This is a genomic window from Arthrobacter sp. DNA4, from assembly GCF_024362385.1.
Classification (GTDB): Bacteria; Actinomycetota; Actinomycetes; order Actinomycetales; family Micrococcaceae; genus Arthrobacter.
The window spans coordinates 329766-346972 of the sequence record NZ_CP101466.1; the positions used below are offsets into that span (position 1 = coordinate 329766).

Genomic DNA, 17207 nt, shown 5'->3' on the forward strand with positions numbered 1-17207 from the left:
ACGGTGCGGCCTGTGCTGGAACGGTCGCGCCGGCGGTGGCAAGCCCGATGAGGAGGGCGGTGCTTGCGGCAACGATGCCAGGGTGGGGCCGGCGCTGTGCCGGAAGGGGTCTGGGTACTTCAGGGCGTAAGGATAGCGGCATTGCTGGTCCTGTCAGTGGTGGGACTGGACGACCCGCGGCGGCTGCACTGCGCAGCTTGGGATCGGATGGTGGGAGCGCTCCCGTCGGGGAAGCGTAACATCGGCTCCCGGCGCCAGCAAGGGTTGGTGGGAGCGCTCCTAAAAGTTCTTGACAATCTCTTGTGAGGTAGGACACCATGTGTGAGAGCGCTCCCACCGCCGGCCGCCGTGCCGGTCAACCAGACCGCTCTACCCTCCATGCCTCCGACCGTGCACCCGGATCGATAGGGCATCCCTGACGAAGGAGTCTTCCCCCTGTGAAAAGCCTCAGCAAGTTCTCCGTGCTTTCGGCCGCCGCCGCGTGCCTTGCCCTGTCGCTCACGGCATGCGGTTCGTCATCGCCCGAGAAATCCGGCGTGAACGGCGCCACCGGGTCCGAGGCAGTTACCCTCACGGTCGGCACCTTCAACGAGTTCGGCTACGAGAAACTCTTTGACGAATACCAAGCGCTGAACCCGAACGTGACCATCGAACACAAGAAGGCGGCAACCACCAACGAGGCACGGGACAACCTCACCACGCGCCTTGCTGCGGGCTCAGGGCTGTCCGACATCGAAGCCGTAGAGGTGGACTGGCTTCCGGAACTCCTCCAGTATCCGGACCGCTTCGCCGACCTGAAAGACCCTGCAGTGGAAGGGCGGTGGCTGGACTGGAAGGCCGAGGCCGCCACCACCCCTGACGGCAAGCTCCTTGGCTACGGGACTGACTCCGGCCCCGAAGCTGTTTGCTACAACGCCGAACTGCTCAAGAAGGCCGGCTTGCCCACGGAACGCGGGGAGGTGGCCAAGATGCTGGGCACCACCTGGGACAGCTATTTCCAAGCCGGCAAGGCATTCAAGGCTGCAAGCCCGGATTCTGCATGGTTCGATTCGGCAGGGGCAATTTACCAAGGCATGAGCAATCAGCTTGAAAAGGTCTACGAGGAGGAGGACGGCACCGTCATCGCCACGGAGAACCAGCAGGTCAAGGACACGTACAAGCAGGTTCTGAAAGCCTCGACCGAAGACGGGCTGTCCGCCCACCTCAAGCAGTGGAGCGACGATTGGGCTTCCGGTTTCCAAACCGGCGCCTTCGCCACAACACTCTGCCCGGGCTGGATGCTTGGTGTTATCGAGGGTAACGCGGCCGGTGTCACCGGCTGGGACGTGGCCAATGTCTTCCCCGGCGGCGGCGGAAACTGGGGCGGCTCCTACCTGACAGTTCCCACCCAGGGCGCACACCAGGCCGAGGCCAAGAAGCTGGCCGGATGGCTGACTGCGCCAGAGCAGCAGATCAAGGCATTCACCGCCAAGGGCACCTTCCCCAGCCAGAAGGAAGCCCTCGACAGCAGCGCACTGCTGGGCCAGACGAACGCGTTCTTCAACGGCGCCCCTACCGGCGAAATCTTTGCCGAACGGGCCAAGGCCGTTGACGTGACCCCCTTCAAGGGCACCAAATTCTTCGCCATCAATGACGCCATGCAGCAGGCCCTCACCCGCGTGGACGTCGACAAAACGGACGACGCCGCCTCCTCCTGGGAGAAGTTTGTCACCGCAGTGAAGTCCCTCTAAACATGGCTGTCACCGACCGGGTCAAGCCACGGAGCCCCCGGAGGCAGTCCCTGCCTCCGGAAGGGACGAAGGGTGTCCGGCGCCTGGCCTTCTCCCAGCAGGTGTCCAAGTGGGACGTCAAGGTGTCCCCCTACCTCTACATCTCGCCGTTCTTCATCCTGTTTGCCATCACCGGGCTCTTCCCCCTGGTGTACACGGCGTGGGTTTCCCTCCACAACTGGAACCTCATCGGTGGACAGGGCAAGTTCACAGGCCTGGAAAACTACGCCTTTGTGGTGGCCCAGCCCTACTTCTGGAACGCGGTGGGCAACACCTTCAGCATCTTCATCCTGTCCTCCGTCCCCCAGGTTGTTATTGCACTGGTGATAGCGGCGGTGCTGGACGCGAACCTGAGGGCAAGGACGTTCTGGCGGATGGGGGTCCTGGTGCCGTTCGTCGTGGCGCCCGTGGCGGTGGGCCTGATCTTCAACAACCTCTTCGCAGACCAGTTCGGACTGATCAACGGGGTGTTGACGGCGGCAGGGCTGGACCCGGTCCGGTGGCATTCCGAATCTGTAGCCAGCCACCTGGCGATCGCCACCATGGTGAATTTCCGGTGGACAGGCTACAACGCGCTGATCTTCCTCGCGGCCATGCAGGCCATTCTCCGGGACGTGTTCGAGGCGGCAACGATCGACGGCGCCGGCCGGCTGCGCCAGTTCTTCTCCGTTACCGTCCCCATGCTGCGTCCGACGGTGATCTTCGTGGTGATCACCTCGACCATCGGCGGCCTGCAGATCTTCGACGAGCCGCGGGTCTTCGACCAGTCGGGCCTGGGCGGAGCGGACAGGCAATGGCAGACGCTGACGATGTATATCTGGGAACTCGGCTGGGGCCAGCGCAACTTTGGCAGGGCCTCGGCTGTGGCGTGGCTGCTTTTCCTGATCATTGTGCTGATCGCCCTGTTCAACTTCCTCATCGCCAAGCGCATCGCAAGCCAGGGAGGCCGCAAATGAGCTCCATCCCCATGATCGAACAGACGGTAAGCAAAGGGGCCGCACGGGCAGCCGCGCGGCGCGGGCCGGGTGCCAGGGGTCCGAGGGCCGGCCGCGGGAGTGCCCGCAGGCCCGGTTTCCTCACGTACGGGTTCCTCGGCGCTGTGCTTCTGGCGTCCCTCTTTCCGCTCTACTGGTCCTTTCTGGTCGGCAGCCACGACAGCACCGTCCTGAGCCGTGGCATCCCGCTGTTGCCCGGGGGCAACTTCCTGGTCAACGCCGCGAAGGTTTTCGACAGCATCCCGTTCTGGAAGGCGATGGGCAACAGCCTCATCGTCTCGTGCGTGACTGCGGCCTCCGTCGTCGTGTTCTCCACCCTGGCCGTCTTCGCCTTCGCCAAGCTCCGGTTCCGGGGCAGTAAGGGGTTGTTGGTGTTCGTCATCGCAACGATGGCGGTTCCCACCCAGCTCGGCGTGGTTCCGCTGTTTATCGTGATGTCCAAACTGGGGTGGACCGGCTCGCTCTGGGCTGTCATCATCCCCGGTGTTGTCACGGCTTTCGGCGTGTTCTGGATGACCCAGTACCTGCGCGACGCCCTTCCGGATGAACTCATTGAGGCAGTGAGGATGGATGGGGCTTCCATGATCCAGGCCTTCTGGTACATAGGATTCCCGGCTGCCCGGCCCGCGGCCGCCATGCTCGCGCTGTTCACCTTCGTGGCCACCTGGACGAACTTCTTTTGGCCGTTCATCGTCCTGGACCCCTCGAACCCCACCCTTCCGGTGGCCCTGCAATTGCTGCAGGCTGCCCATTTCGTGGACTACTCCGTGGTCCTGGCCGGTGCCGTCCTGGCCACTGTCCCGCTCCTGCTTCTGTTTATCGCAGCAGGCCGGCAACTCGTATCTGGAATTATGCAAGGAGCAGTCAAGGGATGAGTTCCACCCAACTTTCGTTCCCGGAGGGGTTTCTCTGGGGCACGGCAACAGCTGCCTACCAAATTGAAGGGGCAGCACATGCCGAGGGCCGACAGGACTCTATCTGGGATGCGTTCGCGCGGCTGCCCGGTGCGGTGGCAGACGGTCACAACGGGGAAGTGGCGTGCGACCACTACCGGCGCTACAAGCAGGACGTGGCCCTAATGGCCGATATGAACATGGGGGCCTACCGGTTCTCTATTTCCTGGGCCCGTTGCATGCCCGACGGCGCCACGCCCAATCCCGAAGGCCTCGACTTCTACTCCCGTCTGGTCGACGAACTCTTGGCGGCAGGCATTACGCCTTGGCTGACCCTGTACCACTGGGACCTGCCCCAGGCGCTTGAGGACAAGGGCGGCTGGGCCAACCGGGACACGGCATACCGTTTCGCCGAGTACGCGGCCCTCATGCACAGCGTCCTGGGCGACCGGGTCCGGATTTGGACGACCCTCAACGAGCCGTGGTGCTCGGCGTTCCTGGGCTATGCGGCCGGCATCCATGCACCGGGGAGACAGGACCCGCGGGCCGGGTTGGCTGCCGCCCACCACCTGCTGCTTGGGCATGGACTCGCAGCACGGGAAATTCGCCGCCAGGACTCCGGGGCCTCCGTAGGCATCACCCTGAACCTGACAGTCGCGGATCCGCGGGATCCCGGCAGCGAGGGTGACAGGGACGCGGCAAGGAGGATCGACGGCCAGTTCAACAGGATCTTCCTGGAACCGCTGTTCAAGGGGGAGTACCCGGCCGACCTGCTGGCGGACGTTGCGCACCTTGGCCTGGCCGAGCTGGTGCAGGACGGGGATCTGGAGACCATTTCCACGCCCCTGGACCTGCTCGGCGTCAACTACTACCACGGTGAATCGCTGACCAAGGATCCTGCCGATGTCCCGGGCCAGCCTGATGCAACGACGACGGCGTCTCCTGAGCAGGTGGTCCGCGCGGTGTCCTCACCGTTCGTGGCGGCTGACGGCGCGCGTTCGGTGCCCCGCGGCCTGCCACTGACGGGAATGGGTTGGGAGGTCCAGCCGGAGGGGCTGCGGCGCCTGCTCAACCGGCTGCAGGCAGAGTACACCGGTCCGGCGGGGATCCCGGTGTACATCACGGAAAACGGCGCAGCTTACGATGACGTCCCTGACAGCGCGGGGTTCGTGGACGACCAGGACCGGCTGGGATTCTTCGCGGCCCATCTCCACGCAGTACATGGTGCGATCGCAGATGGTGTGGACGTCCGCGGGTACCTGGCCTGGTCCCTGCTGGACAACTTCGAGTGGTCCTTCGGCTACCACCAGCGCTTTGGACTGGTCCGGGTGGACTACACAACGCAGGAACGCATCCCCAAAGCCAGTGCCTTGTGGTACTCGGCGGTGGCTTCTTCCAATGCCGTTCCAGCCCCCGGCAGCCCGGTGCCGACTACGGAGCAAGGTGTCGTATTGTCGGTGTAATGAACGAAAAGACCAGCCGCCCTGCCTTGGCCGCAGCAGGGCGGACCAGTCCCACGCTGGAGGACCTGGCGTCCGCCGCCGGGGTGTCCCGCTCCACTGCATCCCGTGCCATCAACGGCGGATCCAAGGTGAGCCCGGAAGCCCAGGCTGCGGTTGACGCCGCGATCGTGGCGTTGGGCTACACCCCAAACCGTGCAGCGCGAAGCCTGGTCACCCGGCGCACGGGTTCGGTGGCGCTGGTCATCCCCGAACCCGACGCCCGGGTCATGATGGACCCGTACTTCGCCGCAGTCATTACTGGAGTCAATGAAGCACTGCGCGAGACGGACCTGCAGCTGGTACTGCTGATGTCCCGGGCCGGCGACGACTCTGCGCGGACCATCCGCTACCTGCGCGGGGGCCACGTTGACGGGGCGATCGTGGTATCCCACCACCGCGCCGACGACTGGGTTGAGACCCTCGGCGCTACCGGTTTGCCCACCGTCTTCATCGGCAGGCCGTGGGATACGGAATCCGGGATTCCCTACGTGGACCTGGACAACTTCGAGGGCGGGCGGCTGGCGGCACGGCATCTGGCGGGCATCGGCTGCACCCGGCCCGCAACTGTCGCCGGCCCCACCGATATGACGGCCGCCGTCGACCGCCTGGAAGGATGGCTGCAGGGACTCAGGGAAGCCGGCCTTGAGCCCGGACCGGTCATCCACGGGGACTTCACGACGCCGGGAGGTGCCGAGGCTGCGGCCCAACTGCTGGCCGAGACGCCTGACGTGGACGGGATATTCGCCGCATCAGACCTCATGGCGCTCGGGGTGGTGGACACTCTTCGCGGAAGCGGGCGGCGGGTGCCGGACGACGTGGCGGTGGTGGGCTTCGACAACCACCCCATCCAGGCGTCAAACGGCCTGGGACTCACCACCGTGGCCCATCCCGTGGCGGACATCGCGGCTGCGGCCGGAAAGCTGCTGGTCAGCGCCATTAGCAACCCCGGCGAGGCCTGGGAGCCCGTCATTTATCGGGCGGAACTGGTGGTGCGCGGAAGCACTGCTTTGTAGCCGGCTGCGGACCCGCGGCGCCGAAGCGGCCCGGCCTAGGGCCCGGCTTAGGCGGCCAGCCCGCCCTTCGCCTTGCGGTGCGTCCGGTGCCGGGCCGGTGCCAGGCGTGAATGGGCGCCCGCCAGGACCTCGCTGCCATCCGGCACGGTGCTGTCCGAATCCAGGTGTACGCCGTGCTCGATCAGGACGCTGGAGCCAATGCGCGAGTGGCTGCCGATGTGGACGTGATTGCCGATCACCGTGCCCCGGCCGATGCGCACGCCGTCGCCGATGACCGTCCGGTCACCGATGGTGGCGCCGCGGTCGATCCAGCTGCCGTGTCCAATCCGGCAGCCTGATCCCACCTGCGCGCCGTGCTCCACGTAGGTCATGGGGCCGACCCGGGCGCTGTCCGCCACGCTGGCCCCTGGAGCGATGAGCCCGCCGCCGTTGTCATGGCGGCTGTACCGGGTGACCTTCCCGGCGTCGTCCTCGACTGACACAAACTTTGCGGTCATACCATCCCTCGTTACCACCGCGGTTTTTACCGCGCAGTAGGTTAACGGCCGGGAGGCCGCGAGGATTCCCTGGACAGGGCGGAAGGGCTACGCCACCAGGTTGGCCGCGGCGGTGTCCATGTGTTCCAGGATGGTCTTCCGGGCCAGGGTGGCGTCCCCGGTGTCGATGGCGCCCACGATGTCCTTGTGGCGGTCAACGCTCATGTTGCTGACACCCTTTTCCAGGCCTGCGAACATGATGGACATCCGGATGGACCCTTCCAATGACTCCCAGGAGTGGAGCAGGGTTTCATTGCCCGTGAGCCGGCAGAGGGTGCGGTGGAATTCGAGGTCGGATTCGATCCGCTCCTCCAGGCTTCCGTTCGTGGCCTCCGTCATGGCGTCGATGGCTTTGTGGAGGGACTCGGTGACGTGCTGCCGGTCCGGGAGTTCGCAGAGTGTCCGGGCGGCGAGGGATTCCAGGGCGGCGCGGACTGCGTAGATGTCCCGGATTTCCTTTTCGTCCAGGTGGCGGACGGAGAGGCGGCCGCGCGGTCCGGCGGACAGCAGGCCCTCCTGTTCCAGCTGGCGGAGGGCTTCACGAAGGGTGCCGCGGCTGATCTGCAGCATCTCGGACAATTCGGTTTCAACCAGATGGCGGCCCGGTTCCAGCTCGCCGCTGGTGATGGCGGTCCTCAGCGCCGAGAGCGCCTGCTCGCGCAGGCTTTTCTTTTCCAGTCCCAGCAGCGGGGCGGTCAGTCCGGCCATGGCTTCTGTCCTCAATGTCATAAGTCGACTGTTTACAGTCGGTAGTGGTTTCGATAGTACGGCAGAAAGCACGGCACCGGACGGGACCGGTGCCGGGCTTTCTGCATCGGTTTCCTGCCCTAGCCGAGTTCGGCGAGGACTTTGGCCACGATGCGGTCCACGGCGAGGCCGTACCGGTCGTGCAGGGTGGGCAGGGCGCCGGCGTCCAGGAACTGGTCCGGCAGTCCGATGGGCACCACACGCTTGCCCACACCGGCGGTGACGACGGCGGAGGCAACAGTTTCGAACAGCCCGCCCACCACGGAGTGGTTCTCCAGGGTGACGGCCAGGCGGTCCGTGTTGACCTCCTTAAGGACGGTCCCGGCGTCGAACGGCTTGATGGTGGGGGTGTGCACGACGGCGACATCCACGTTGTGTGCCGCCAGGGCCTTGGCTGCCTGCAGGGCGCGCATGGTCATCAGGCCGGAGGAAATGAACACCACGTCGTTGCCGCCGCGCAGCACCTTGGCCTTGCCGAGCTCGAACGTGTAGTCGTACTCGTCCAGGACGGTGGGCACATTGCCGCGCAGCAGCCTCAGGTAGGTGGGGCCTTCCGAGGCGGCCAGTTGCGGGACGGCCTGCTCGATGTCGATTGAGTCGCAGGGGTCCACGATGGTCAGGTTGGGCATGCCGCGGAAGATCGCCATGTCCTCGGTGGCCTGGTGGCTGGGGCCGTACCCGGTCGTGAGGCCCGGCAGGCCGCCAACGATGTTCACGTTCAGGTTCGGCTCGGCCGCGTCCAGGCAGAGGAAGTCGTAGGCGCGGCGGGCGGCGAACACCGAGTAGGTGGACGCGAAGGGCACCAAACCGGATTCGGCCAGGCCCGCGGCTGCGCCGAAGAGCAGCTGCTCGGCCATGCCCATCTGGAAGAACCGTTCCGGGAAGGCCTGGGCGAAGATGTGCATGTCCGTGTACTTGCCCAGGTCCGCGGTCAGGCCCACGATCTTGTCGTTCTCCTGTGCGGCCTTGACCAGGGCGTGCCCGAACGGTGCGTTGGAGGTCTTCTGGCCCGGGTCGGCGAACGATGCGATCATCGCCGAGGTCTTCAGCTTCGGCTTGGCCGCTGCTGCGGTGTCGGGGGCCTCGGTGGTGGTGCTCATGCTGAAGCCTTTCCTTCGTAGCCGGCAGTGAGCTGCTCGCGGCAGATCTGCCATTCGTTCTCTTCGATGCGCATGAAGTGCGCCTTTTCGCGGTTCTCCAGCAGCGGCACGCCCCGGCCAACCTTCGTGTCGCACAGGATCACGGAGGGGCGTCCGACGGCGGCGGCCTGGGCAGCTGCGTTGTCGAACGCCGCCAGCAGCGCGCCGACGTCGTTCCCGTCCACCCGCTGGGTGTACCAGCCGAACGATTCCCACTTTTCCGTAACGGGCTCGGTGCGGAGCACGGTGTCCGTCTTGCCGTCCGCCTGCAGGGCGTTGATGTCCACCATGGCGGTGAGGTTGCCCAGCTGGTGGTGGTGCGCGCCCATCGCGGCCTCCCAGGTGGAGCCCTCGTCCAGTTCCCCGTCGGAGAGGAAGTTGAACACCCGGGCGGACGAGCCCTGGTAGCGCAGGCCCAGGGCCATGCCGACGGCGATGGTCAGGCCGTGCCCCAGCGAGCCGCCGGAGATTTCCATGCCCGGCGTGTAGGTGGACATGCCGGACATCGGCAGGCGGGAATCGTCCGAGCCGTAGGTTTCCAGTTCCTCCACCGGAACGATCCCGGCTTCGGCCAGGGCCGCGTAGTGGCCGATGGCGTAGTGGCCGGTGGAGAGCAGGAACCGGTCGCGGGCTTCCCAGTGCGGGTCATCCGCGCGGAACTTCAGCTGGTCACCGTAGACGGTGGCGAGCATGTCCGCGGCACCCAGGGCCTGGCCCACGTACCCCTGGCCCTGCACCTCGCCCATGTTCAGGGCGTGGTGCCGGATCCGGTAGGCGGCGGCGCTGATCTTCTCCAGCCGTTCCGGAGTCACCGCAGTCTGCAGTGTTTGTCCCTGCGGGGCGGCGTCCTGGACGGTATCTGTAGGCATTGCTGGCTCCGTGGTCGTTTGATGCGTGGTGGTCATTCAGGCGTTCACAGTGTTCGGGGTGCTTTTGGTGGCCTCGTCAGCCAGTTCGCGTTCCCGCCTGCCCCAGGTTTCCCGGGTGGCGACGGCGGCCCAGAGGCCGATCAGGGCGTACGCGCCGAAGAGCAGTGCGGGGCCCATCCAGCCAAAGCTGACGAACAGCAGGGTGGTGATGAACGGGGTGAAGCCGGACACCATGGCCGAGATCTGGTACGCCAGGCTGGCGCCGGAGGCGCGGGTCTTGGCCTGGAAGAGTTCCGGGAACCAGGCGCCCTGGGCACCGGCCAGGGAGTTCTGGCATACCGCGTAGGAGATCACGATGGTGAGGATGATGGCGATGAACAGGCCGGTGTTGACCAGCAGGAACATCGGGATGGCGAACAGTGCGGCGAAGGCGGTGGACCAGATGTAGAGCGGGCGGCGGCCGATGCGGTCCGTCAGCGCGGCCCAGGCCTGGGTGGCGAAGATGCCGATGGCCGAAGCGATGCAGAGCGCGATCAGGGTCTGGCTCTTGTCCGCCAGGTGCTGGCTGTTGATGTAGGAAATCATGTAGGTGATGGACACTGCGTAGCCGGCGGTCTCGGCGATGCGGAGGCCGATGCCCTTGACGATGTTGCGCCAGTCCGTCTTGATGACCTCAACGATGGGGGCCTTCACGATGGCGCCGCTGTCCTTGACCTCATCGAACACCGGGGACTCGGGGACCTTGGAACGGATGATCAGGCCCACGATGACCAGCAGGATGCTGGCGAGGAACGGGATACGCCAGGCCAGTTCGTTGCCGAGCTGGACGCTGAACAGGAAGGTCAGGTTGGCCAGCAGCAGGCCCACGGGGAAGCCGGCCTGGACGATGCCGGTGTACTTGCCCTTGGCCTTCCAGGGTGCGTGCTCGTAGCTCATCAGGATCGCGCCGCCCCATTCCGCGCCGAAGGCCAGGCCCTGGACGATGCGGACAAAGACGAGCAGGGCCGGAGCCAGCAGTCCGACTGCCGCGTAGGTGGGGAGCAGGCCGATGGCGAAGGTGGCCAGGCCCATCAGGATCAGGGAGGCGACCAGGACCGGCTTGCGGCCTACCTTGTCGCCGAGGTGTCCGCCGATGATGCCGCCAAGGGGGCGGGCTGCGAAGCCGACGCCGAGGGTGGCGAAGGAGGCCAGCGTGCCGGTCACCGGATCGGTTCCGGGGAAGAAGGCGGTGCCGAAGTACAGTGCGGCAGCGGTGCCGAAGCCGATGAAGTCATACGTCTCAATCACGGCCCCCACGCCGGATCCGATGGCAACTCGCCGGGCATCCTTGGTGCCGTGGACCGGGCCGCGCATGGTCAGAGCATCTTTGCTCATGGTGGTTCCCTTTCGAAAAGCGGCTGAAGGAGGTCCGCCGCTGTCGACTGTTAACAATTGATGGGATCCAGTGTGACCCAGATCATTCTGACTGTCAACAGTCGACTTTTAGAGTTGACTGTTGACAGTTAACTTCTGTATTGTGGTCCCCATCACTACAGTCCGGCACGAACCAAAGGATCAATGATGTTCCATTCCAGACTTGGGTGCTCGTCCATCAGCTTCAGGCACCAGGACCTGGGCACCGCCCTGCGGACTATGAAGGGGCTGGGCTTCGAGGAGATCGACCTGGGCGCGTTGCCCGGCGTCTGTGACCACGTACCGTACGGGCTCGACGCCGGCGCCGTCGCCGCAGTCTCCGCGGAGGTCAACGCTTCGGGCCTGCGCGTCCGTTCCGTGAACGGCGACATCGGGGACTTGAACAAAGTGCTCGACGACGACGAGGGCCGGGCCGGGCGGGAGCGCCACCTTTACGCCCTGCTGACCCTGACGGCCAACATCGGTGCGAAGGCGCTGGTCCTGCCATGCGGCGCCCTGGACCATACCCCGGTCCGGAGCGTTGGCGACGACCTGGACCTCGTTGCCGCCCAGCTCATTGGTGCCCGGCGGCGGGCGGCGGAGTTCGGCGTCGAACTTTGGACCGAATCCCTGCACTTCCTGCGGTTCTGCTGGAACCTGGAGCGCGCGGGACTCCTGGCCGACCGCCTTGCCGGTTCCGGCGTCGGAATCGTCATGGACTTCAGCCACGTTGTGGCGTCGGGCGAGGACATCCAGGCCTACCTGGACCGGCACCAGGGCCGCATCAGCCACGTCCACCTGCGCGACGCCGTGCCGGGGAACATCAACCTCAGCATCGGCAACGGGGCCGCCGACTTCGCCGGCGGCCTGAAGCGGCTCGCCGCCGACGGCTACACCGGCCACTTCTCGCTCGAACTGGAAACCCGGGACGTCACCAACGACGAACGTCCCGCCGCCGCCGCCAAGGCAGCAAGTTTCATCACCGACCTCATCTGAGCTGACCCCTTCATCGATTGCTCCGTAAACGCCGTTTTGACGCCTCATAAGGGCCGTTGCGGAGCAATCGATCCACCCAAACAAGCGATCCACGCACACAATTCAAGGAGCCCCACCATGACCACCATCCAGCGCACCGCCGTCCTCACCGGAGCAACCTCGGACCGCGGCATCGGCATCACCACCGCCCGCCGCTACGCCCGTGACGGCTGGGGCATCGTCATCCTGGACCTCGACGGCGAGAAGTCCGCCAAGGTCGCAGCCGAAATCGGCAACGAATTCAACGTCCCCGCCTTCGGCCACGAGATCGACGTCGCCAACGAAGCCTCCGTCACCGCCGCCCAGGCCGCCGTCGCCGCCGAGGTGGCCGCCGGCAACCTCCCGCCCGTCGGCGCCCTGGCCAACATCGCCGGCATCACCTCGCCCATCCCGTTCCTGGAGACCACCCTCGAGCTGTGGCACAAGGTCATGGATGTCAACGCCACCGGCACCTACCTGGTGACCAAGGCTTTCCTGCCGGACATGATCGCCAACGGCTGGGGCCGGATCGTCAACATGTCCTCCGTCTCTGCCCAGCGAGGCGGCGGCGTCTTCGGCAAGGTCCCCTACTCCGCCGCAAAGGCAGCCATCCTGGGCTTCACCAAGGCCCTGGCCCGTGAACTGGGCACCACCGGCGTCACCGTCAACGCCATCACCCCCGGCGCCGTGGACACCAACATCCGCGTAGGCAGCACCGAGGAGCAGGAAGCGGCCATCAACGCCGGCATCCCGCTGGGCCGCAACGCCACCACCGAGGAAGTGGCCGCCGTGATCGCCTTCCTCTCCTCCGAGGACTCGGCCTACCTCACCGGCACCACCATCGACATCAATGGCGGCAGCCACATCCACTAGCAGCCCCTGACAGCCCCCAGCACTGACAGCACCCGGACGCCGGAGAACCCACCATGACCAAAATCTTCAACGACCCCTCAGAGTTCGCCGAGGAGGCCCTGGCAGGCTTCTGCGACGTCCACTCGGACCTGGTCCGCCAGGTCCCCGGCGGCGCCGTCCGCCGCTACCGGCCTGCGCAGCCCAAGGTTGCCGTCCTGGCCGTCGGTGGCTCCGGGCACTACCCGGCGTTCGCCGGGGTGATCGGCACCGGCTTCGCGGACGGCGCGGTGGTGGGCAACATCTTCACCTCGCCGTCCGCCCAGCAGGCCTACGCGGTGGCCAAGGCCGCCGAGTCCGGCGCCGGCGTCGTCTTCACGTACGGCAACTACGCCGGCGACGTGATGAACTTCGGCATGGCCAGCGAGCGCCTGGCCGCCGAGGGCATCGCCGTGGAGAACGTCCTGGTGACGGACGACATCGCCAGCGCCCCGCCGTCGGAATCCGCCAAGCGCCGCGGGATCGCCGGTGACTTCACCGTCTTCAAAGTGATGGGGGCCGCCGCCGAGAACGGCGCGGACCTGGCCGAGGTGGTCCGCCTGGGCCGCAAAGCCAATGACCAGACCCGCACCATTGGCAGCGCGTTCGCCGGCTGCACGTTCCCCGGCGCCGACGCCCCGCTGTTCACCCTTCCGGAAGGGCAGATGGGCCTGGGCCTTGGCATCCACGGCGAGCCGGGCCTGCACGACACCGACCTGCCCTCGGCGAAGGACCTGGGCCGGGAACTGGTGGCCCGGGTACTCTCCGAAACCCCGCCGGACGCCGGCAGGAGGATCGCCGTCATCCTCAACGGGCTCGGCTCCACCAAGCACGAGGAGCTGTTCGTCCTCTGGGGAACCATTGCACCGCTGCTGCGCGACGCCGGCTACACGCTGGTGATGCCTGAGGTCGGCGAGCTGGTCACCAGCCTGGACATGGCCGGCGTCTCGCTGACCATCACCTGGCTGGATGAGGAGCTGGAACCACTGTGGGCTGCCCCTGCCGAGACTCCGGCCTACCGCCGGGGTGCCGTGGTCACCCGGGCGGGCACTTCCGCCGGGGAAGAAGCGGCCGACGCCGGCGCCCCGGCGGAGGCGTTCGTCGCCACGGACGCCTCCCGTGGGTATGCCGCGGCCTGCGTCGAGGCCATCGGTGCCGCGCGCACCCTGCTGCCGGCGACGCCTGGGCGGACAAGGCCGGCGGAACCTCCGGTGTCCTCTGGGGAGCGGGCCTGCGCGCCTTCGGCGAGACGGTAGGAAACTCCTCCGCGCCCGGGGCCAACGTCCTTGCGGCCGCCGTGACGGCGTTCGCGGACCGCATCGTCCAGCTGGGCAAGGCCGAGATCGGCGACAAGACCATGGTGGACGCGCTGCTGCCGTTCGCTTCAACATTCAGCCGGGCGGTGGCTGACGGTGCCGAGCCAGGCCCGGCCTGGCAGGACGCCGCCCGCGAAGCGGCAGCCGCGGCGGAGGCCACCGCCGACCTGCTGCCCCTGAAGGGCCGCGCCCGCCCGCTGGCCGAGAAGAGCCTGGGCACCGCCGACCCCGGCGCCACGTCTCTTGCCATGGTCTTCGCCGTGATGGGGCCGCATTTCACCACCACCAGCACAGCCGGCGCTGCGCCGGCGGGAGCCAAGTTATGACGACGGAAGGACACACCATGGGGCTGCGGCTCATTGTCGGCGCGGACGAAGCCGGTGTTGATTACAAGGACAAGGTCCTGACGGATCTCCGCAACGACCCCCGCGTCAGCGAGGTTATCGACATCGGCGTCAACCGCACCGACGCCGCGGACGACTTCACCAGGCCCTACCCCTACGTGGGCATTGCGGTAAGCGAGATGATCCGCGACGGCCGGGCCGACCGGGCCATTCTCTTCTGCGGCACGGGCATCGGCGTGGCCATCGCGGCGAACAAGGTGGAAGGCATCCGCGCCACCGCAGCGCACGACTCGTTCTCGGTTGAGCGCTCCATCCTGTCCAACGACTGCCAGGTCCTCACCATGGGCCAGCGCGTGGTGGGCATCGAACTTGCCCGCCGCCTGGCAAAGGAATGGATCGGGTACACGTTCGATCCGTCGTCGGCCTCGGCGGGCAAGGTCAAGGTCCTCACCGACTTCGAGTCCTGCTAGCCGGACACATCGGGGGAATGTCATGAAGCCCTATCCCTGCCACGACTGGGGGCGCCTGATCGGGGTTCCGGTGGAGATCCGGAGGGACTCTGAGGTGGTGCGGGCCGGTGTGGTGGATGACGCCATGCCGCGCCCGGCCGCGCTGTGGCTCGCCGCCGACGCCGGTGGCGGCAGGGAACTGTTCACCGCCGCCGAAGGGTACGAGGCATGGATCCGGCCCCGGGAGCTGGGCGGAAAACTCTGCTACAAGATGGCTGCCGCCCCGTTGCGCGGTGCTCCTAGACTGGGGTGATGATCACAGTCACCGGAAGTGTGGAAACCAACCTGTCCGCCGAGAAGGCCTTTGCCTTCATGCGTGAGTTCGAAAACACCAGCAAGTGGGACCCCAACACCCCTGTCATGGACAAAATCACGCCGGGACCCGTGGCCGTGGGGCACAAGTACCACGCCGAGTCCGAGTTCCGGGGGAAGCGCCAGACCCTGGTCTATGAGGTCATCGAGCTGACGGACAACCACATCAAGCTGCGCGGCGAGAACAAGACCGTAACCTCGTTCGATTCCATCGATGTCAGCCCCAACGGGACAGGTTCGGTGGTGAAGTACACGGCCGAGTTCAGCATCCACGGGCTTACCAAGATCATCCAGCCGCTCCTGAAGCCTGCCTTCAATTCCTTGCGCGATCCCGCACTGAACGGGATCCGGGACACGCTTAACGCGCTGGCAGCGGCCTGACGGCTTCGAAGAACTCCCGGAGCTCCCGGCGCGGATCGTTCTCCAGCCGGATTTCGTCGCGCAGCACCATGGTGCTGCGCGCGTCGCCGTACTCGGGCCATTCCAGTTCCTCAGTTGCCGGGTTTCCGGTGCCGGCGAAGGCCGCCCAGGCCCCGCTTATGGCGTCGCCGAGGGCTGCCGGTGCCTTGCCCCTGGTGAGGAACGCAGCCTCCGGTGCGTCCAGGTGCCGGAAGACGAAGGGGATGTCCAGGGCGTGGCAGGCGCCAAGTTTTCCGCCCATCGCCGGGCTGCGCCACGTGAACAGGTAGGCGAAGGTCTTTCCGGTTGCTCCGTTTCGGGCCGCGAGGCTCCTGGAATCCAGCAGGCGGTTGCTCGGCTGGCGGTACAGGGAGTCCGCGATCGAGGCCTCGAGTAGTTCCTTCCCCGTGGCTTCCCGGCCCATCACCCGGGCCAGTGCTTCGGTGTAGCCGGAGGCCGCTGCCTCCGGCACTCCGCTGCCGGCAAGGGTTGCGGCGGCGCGGCCAGGGTAGTCGGGGTCGCCGGCGGCAGGCGGCCGCATTTCGACGGCGAATGAACCCTCATTGAGGTTGGTCCCGATCAGCAGGTCCACCCAGCCGTTGAGCCCGTTACGGATGCTTTCCAGCGGCGGCGCGGGAAGTGACGGTGTCCCGGACGTCGGCTGGAACGGCAGAGGCACCGCGAAGGATTCAGCGGCGAAACGCTTCTCAAGGTCCTGTTGGGCGGCCAGCAGCCGCTCCACCGGAAGCGTGAGGAGTTCCGCGGCGGAGGACGGCGCCAGGCCGCACAGCTCAAGGAACAGCGAAGTGATGCGGGCCGACTCCTCCGGCCGGCGGTACCGTTCCGCTGTGCCGCTCTGCATGATGGCCCGGCGGAAGAGCCCATCCGACGCCGGCATGCCCAGCAGCGTGCCGATCGCTGCCGCGCCTGCGGACTCGCCGAAAGCGGTGACGTTGTCCGGGTCGCCGCCGAACGCGGCGATGTTCCGGCGCACCCAGCGGAGGGCCTCCAGCTGGTCCAGCAGGGCGAGGTTTCCGGAGTCTTCATACCCGGCCCCCAGCAGATCAGCCAGGTGCAGGAAGCCCAGCGCGCCCAGGCGGTAGTTGATGGACACCAGCACCACGCCCGCCGCGGCGGCGAGCCGGGCGCCGTCGTACATGCCGTCACTGTTGGCGCCCAGAAGGTACGCGCCGCCATGGATCCATACCATGACCGGCCTGGCGGGACCGTCCGTCCCCGGTGTCCAGATGTTCAGGTTCAGGCAGCCTTCCTCGCTCCAGGTGCGCGGATTGGCTCCCGGGGGTGCGGGGGATTCCGGGTTCTGCGGCGCTGCGGGACCCGGTGCGGTGCAGTCCAGCCCTTCGGTCCACGGCGGGACCGGGACCGGGGGCAGGAAACGGTTGGCGCCCGACGGCGGCGCGGCGTAAGGGATGCCAAGGAACCGGTGGATGGTGGTCCCGTCAGTTTCCAGGGAAGTGCCGTGGACGGGTCCGCTGGGCGTGGAGAGGCGCGTCATGGTTGACAGGTTACGGTGTCCGCACAGGTAGGCTGTCATCACCGTTCGGCAGTG

The 17207-nt window shown here is 66.6% G+C and carries 16 protein-coding genes and 1 pseudogene; 11 read left to right on the forward strand and 6 right to left on the reverse strand.

Translation table 11 applies throughout. The features are described from left to right. Positions 1-437: 437 nt before the first annotated feature. The 5 genes from NMQ03_RS01625 to NMQ03_RS01645 are packed head-to-tail and all read left to right on the forward strand — an operon-like array spanning position 438 to position 6172. Positions 438-1730: an ABC transporter substrate-binding protein gene (locus NMQ03_RS01625; protein ID WP_255174104.1), complete on the forward strand. Its 1293-nt coding sequence runs from the start codon at positions 438-440 to the stop codon at positions 1728-1730. A 2-nt stretch (positions 1731-1732) separates the two neighbouring features. Next, positions 1733-2725 carry a carbohydrate ABC transporter permease gene (locus NMQ03_RS01630; RefSeq protein WP_255174105.1) on the forward strand — a complete coding sequence of 331 codons (993 nt, stop codon included), beginning with the start codon at positions 1733-1735 and terminating at the stop codon, positions 2723-2725. Next, positions 2722-3639 (forward strand): carbohydrate ABC transporter permease, encoded by a 918-nt coding sequence (locus NMQ03_RS01635; protein ID WP_255174106.1) that lies wholly within the window; start codon positions 2722-2724, stop codon positions 3637-3639. Before NMQ03_RS01630 ends, NMQ03_RS01635 begins: the two co-directional genes overlap by 4 nt. Beyond that, positions 3636-5120 (forward strand): glycoside hydrolase family 1 protein, encoded by a 1485-nt coding sequence (locus tag NMQ03_RS01640; RefSeq protein ID WP_255174107.1) that lies wholly within the window; start codon positions 3636-3638, stop codon positions 5118-5120. The genes NMQ03_RS01635 and NMQ03_RS01640 overlap by 4 nt, the downstream gene beginning before the upstream one ends. Further along, the gene (locus NMQ03_RS01645) at positions 5120-6172 is read left to right on the forward strand and encodes a LacI family DNA-binding transcriptional regulator (protein ID WP_255174108.1); all 1053 of its coding nucleotides are present in this window, start codon (positions 5120-5122) and stop codon (positions 6170-6172) included. The genes NMQ03_RS01640 and NMQ03_RS01645 overlap by 1 nt, the downstream gene beginning before the upstream one ends. Before the next feature lie 47 nt (positions 6173-6219). Here the strand turns inward: NMQ03_RS01645 and NMQ03_RS01650 are convergent, their stop codons facing one another. The 5 genes from NMQ03_RS01650 to NMQ03_RS01670 all read right to left on the reverse strand — a co-directional run bounded on the left by NMQ03_RS01650 (position 6220) and on the right by NMQ03_RS01670 (position 10837). Further along, a complete protein-coding gene (locus NMQ03_RS01650) occupies positions 6220-6669 on the reverse strand; it encodes a DapH/DapD/GlmU-related protein (protein ID WP_255174109.1) in 450 nt (149 codons plus the stop codon). Between the two features lie 87 nt (positions 6670-6756). Then, positions 6757-7416 carry a GntR family transcriptional regulator gene (locus NMQ03_RS01655; protein WP_159635915.1) on the reverse strand — a complete coding sequence of 220 codons (660 nt, stop codon included), beginning with the start codon at positions 7414-7416 and terminating at the stop codon, positions 6757-6759. A gap of 119 nt (positions 7417-7535) precedes the next feature. Further along, a complete protein-coding gene (locus NMQ03_RS01660; RefSeq protein WP_255174110.1) occupies positions 7536-8555 on the reverse strand; it encodes a transketolase family protein in 1020 nt (339 codons plus the stop codon). After that, positions 8552-9463, reverse strand: a complete 912-nt coding sequence (locus NMQ03_RS01665) for a transketolase (protein ID WP_255174111.1) — start codon at positions 9461-9463, stop codon at positions 8552-8554. The genes NMQ03_RS01660 and NMQ03_RS01665 overlap by 4 nt, the downstream gene beginning before the upstream one ends. Before the next feature lie 36 nt (positions 9464-9499). Next, entirely contained in the window at positions 9500-10837 is a 1338-nt protein-coding gene (locus NMQ03_RS01670) for an MFS transporter (protein WP_255174112.1), read from the reverse strand. Positions 10838-11023: 186 nt separating this feature from the next. Between NMQ03_RS01670 and NMQ03_RS01675 the strand changes: the two genes are divergently transcribed. The 6 genes and pseudogenes from NMQ03_RS01675 (at position 11024) to NMQ03_RS01700 (ending at position 15619) form a co-directional block, all read left to right on the forward strand. After that, positions 11024-11851, forward strand: coding sequence for a sugar phosphate isomerase/epimerase (locus tag NMQ03_RS01675; protein ID WP_255175713.1), 828 nt, complete (start codon positions 11024-11026; stop codon positions 11849-11851). A gap of 117 nt (positions 11852-11968) precedes the next feature. After that, positions 11969-12742, forward strand: coding sequence for an SDR family NAD(P)-dependent oxidoreductase (locus NMQ03_RS01680; RefSeq protein WP_255174113.1), 774 nt, complete (start codon positions 11969-11971; stop codon positions 12740-12742). A gap of 53 nt (positions 12743-12795) precedes the next feature. Further along, positions 12796-14399: pseudogene (locus NMQ03_RS01685) on the forward strand (dihydroxyacetone kinase family protein). After that, complete coding sequence (locus NMQ03_RS01690) at positions 14396-14887, forward strand: RpiB/LacA/LacB family sugar-phosphate isomerase (RefSeq protein WP_303694357.1); 492 nt, start codon at positions 14396-14398, stop codon at positions 14885-14887. Before NMQ03_RS01685 ends, NMQ03_RS01690 begins: the two are co-directional and overlap by 4 nt. A gap of 22 nt (positions 14888-14909) precedes the next feature. Next, on the forward strand, positions 14910-15179 hold the full coding sequence (locus tag NMQ03_RS01695; protein WP_159634144.1) for a hypothetical protein: 270 nt from the start codon (positions 14910-14912) through the stop codon (positions 15177-15179). Continuing rightward, positions 15179-15619 (forward strand): SRPBCC family protein, encoded by a 441-nt coding sequence (locus NMQ03_RS01700; RefSeq protein ID WP_255174114.1) that lies wholly within the window; start codon positions 15179-15181, stop codon positions 15617-15619. Before NMQ03_RS01695 ends, NMQ03_RS01700 begins: the two co-directional genes overlap by 1 nt. On the opposite strand, the gene NMQ03_RS01705 is transcribed toward NMQ03_RS01700, so the two are convergent. Beyond that, positions 15597-17153, reverse strand: a complete 1557-nt coding sequence (locus NMQ03_RS01705; RefSeq protein ID WP_255174115.1) for a carboxylesterase/lipase family protein — start codon at positions 17151-17153, stop codon at positions 15597-15599. The two genes, NMQ03_RS01700 and NMQ03_RS01705, sit on opposite strands and share 23 nt — an antisense overlap. Between the last annotated feature and the right edge of the window lie 54 nt (positions 17154-17207).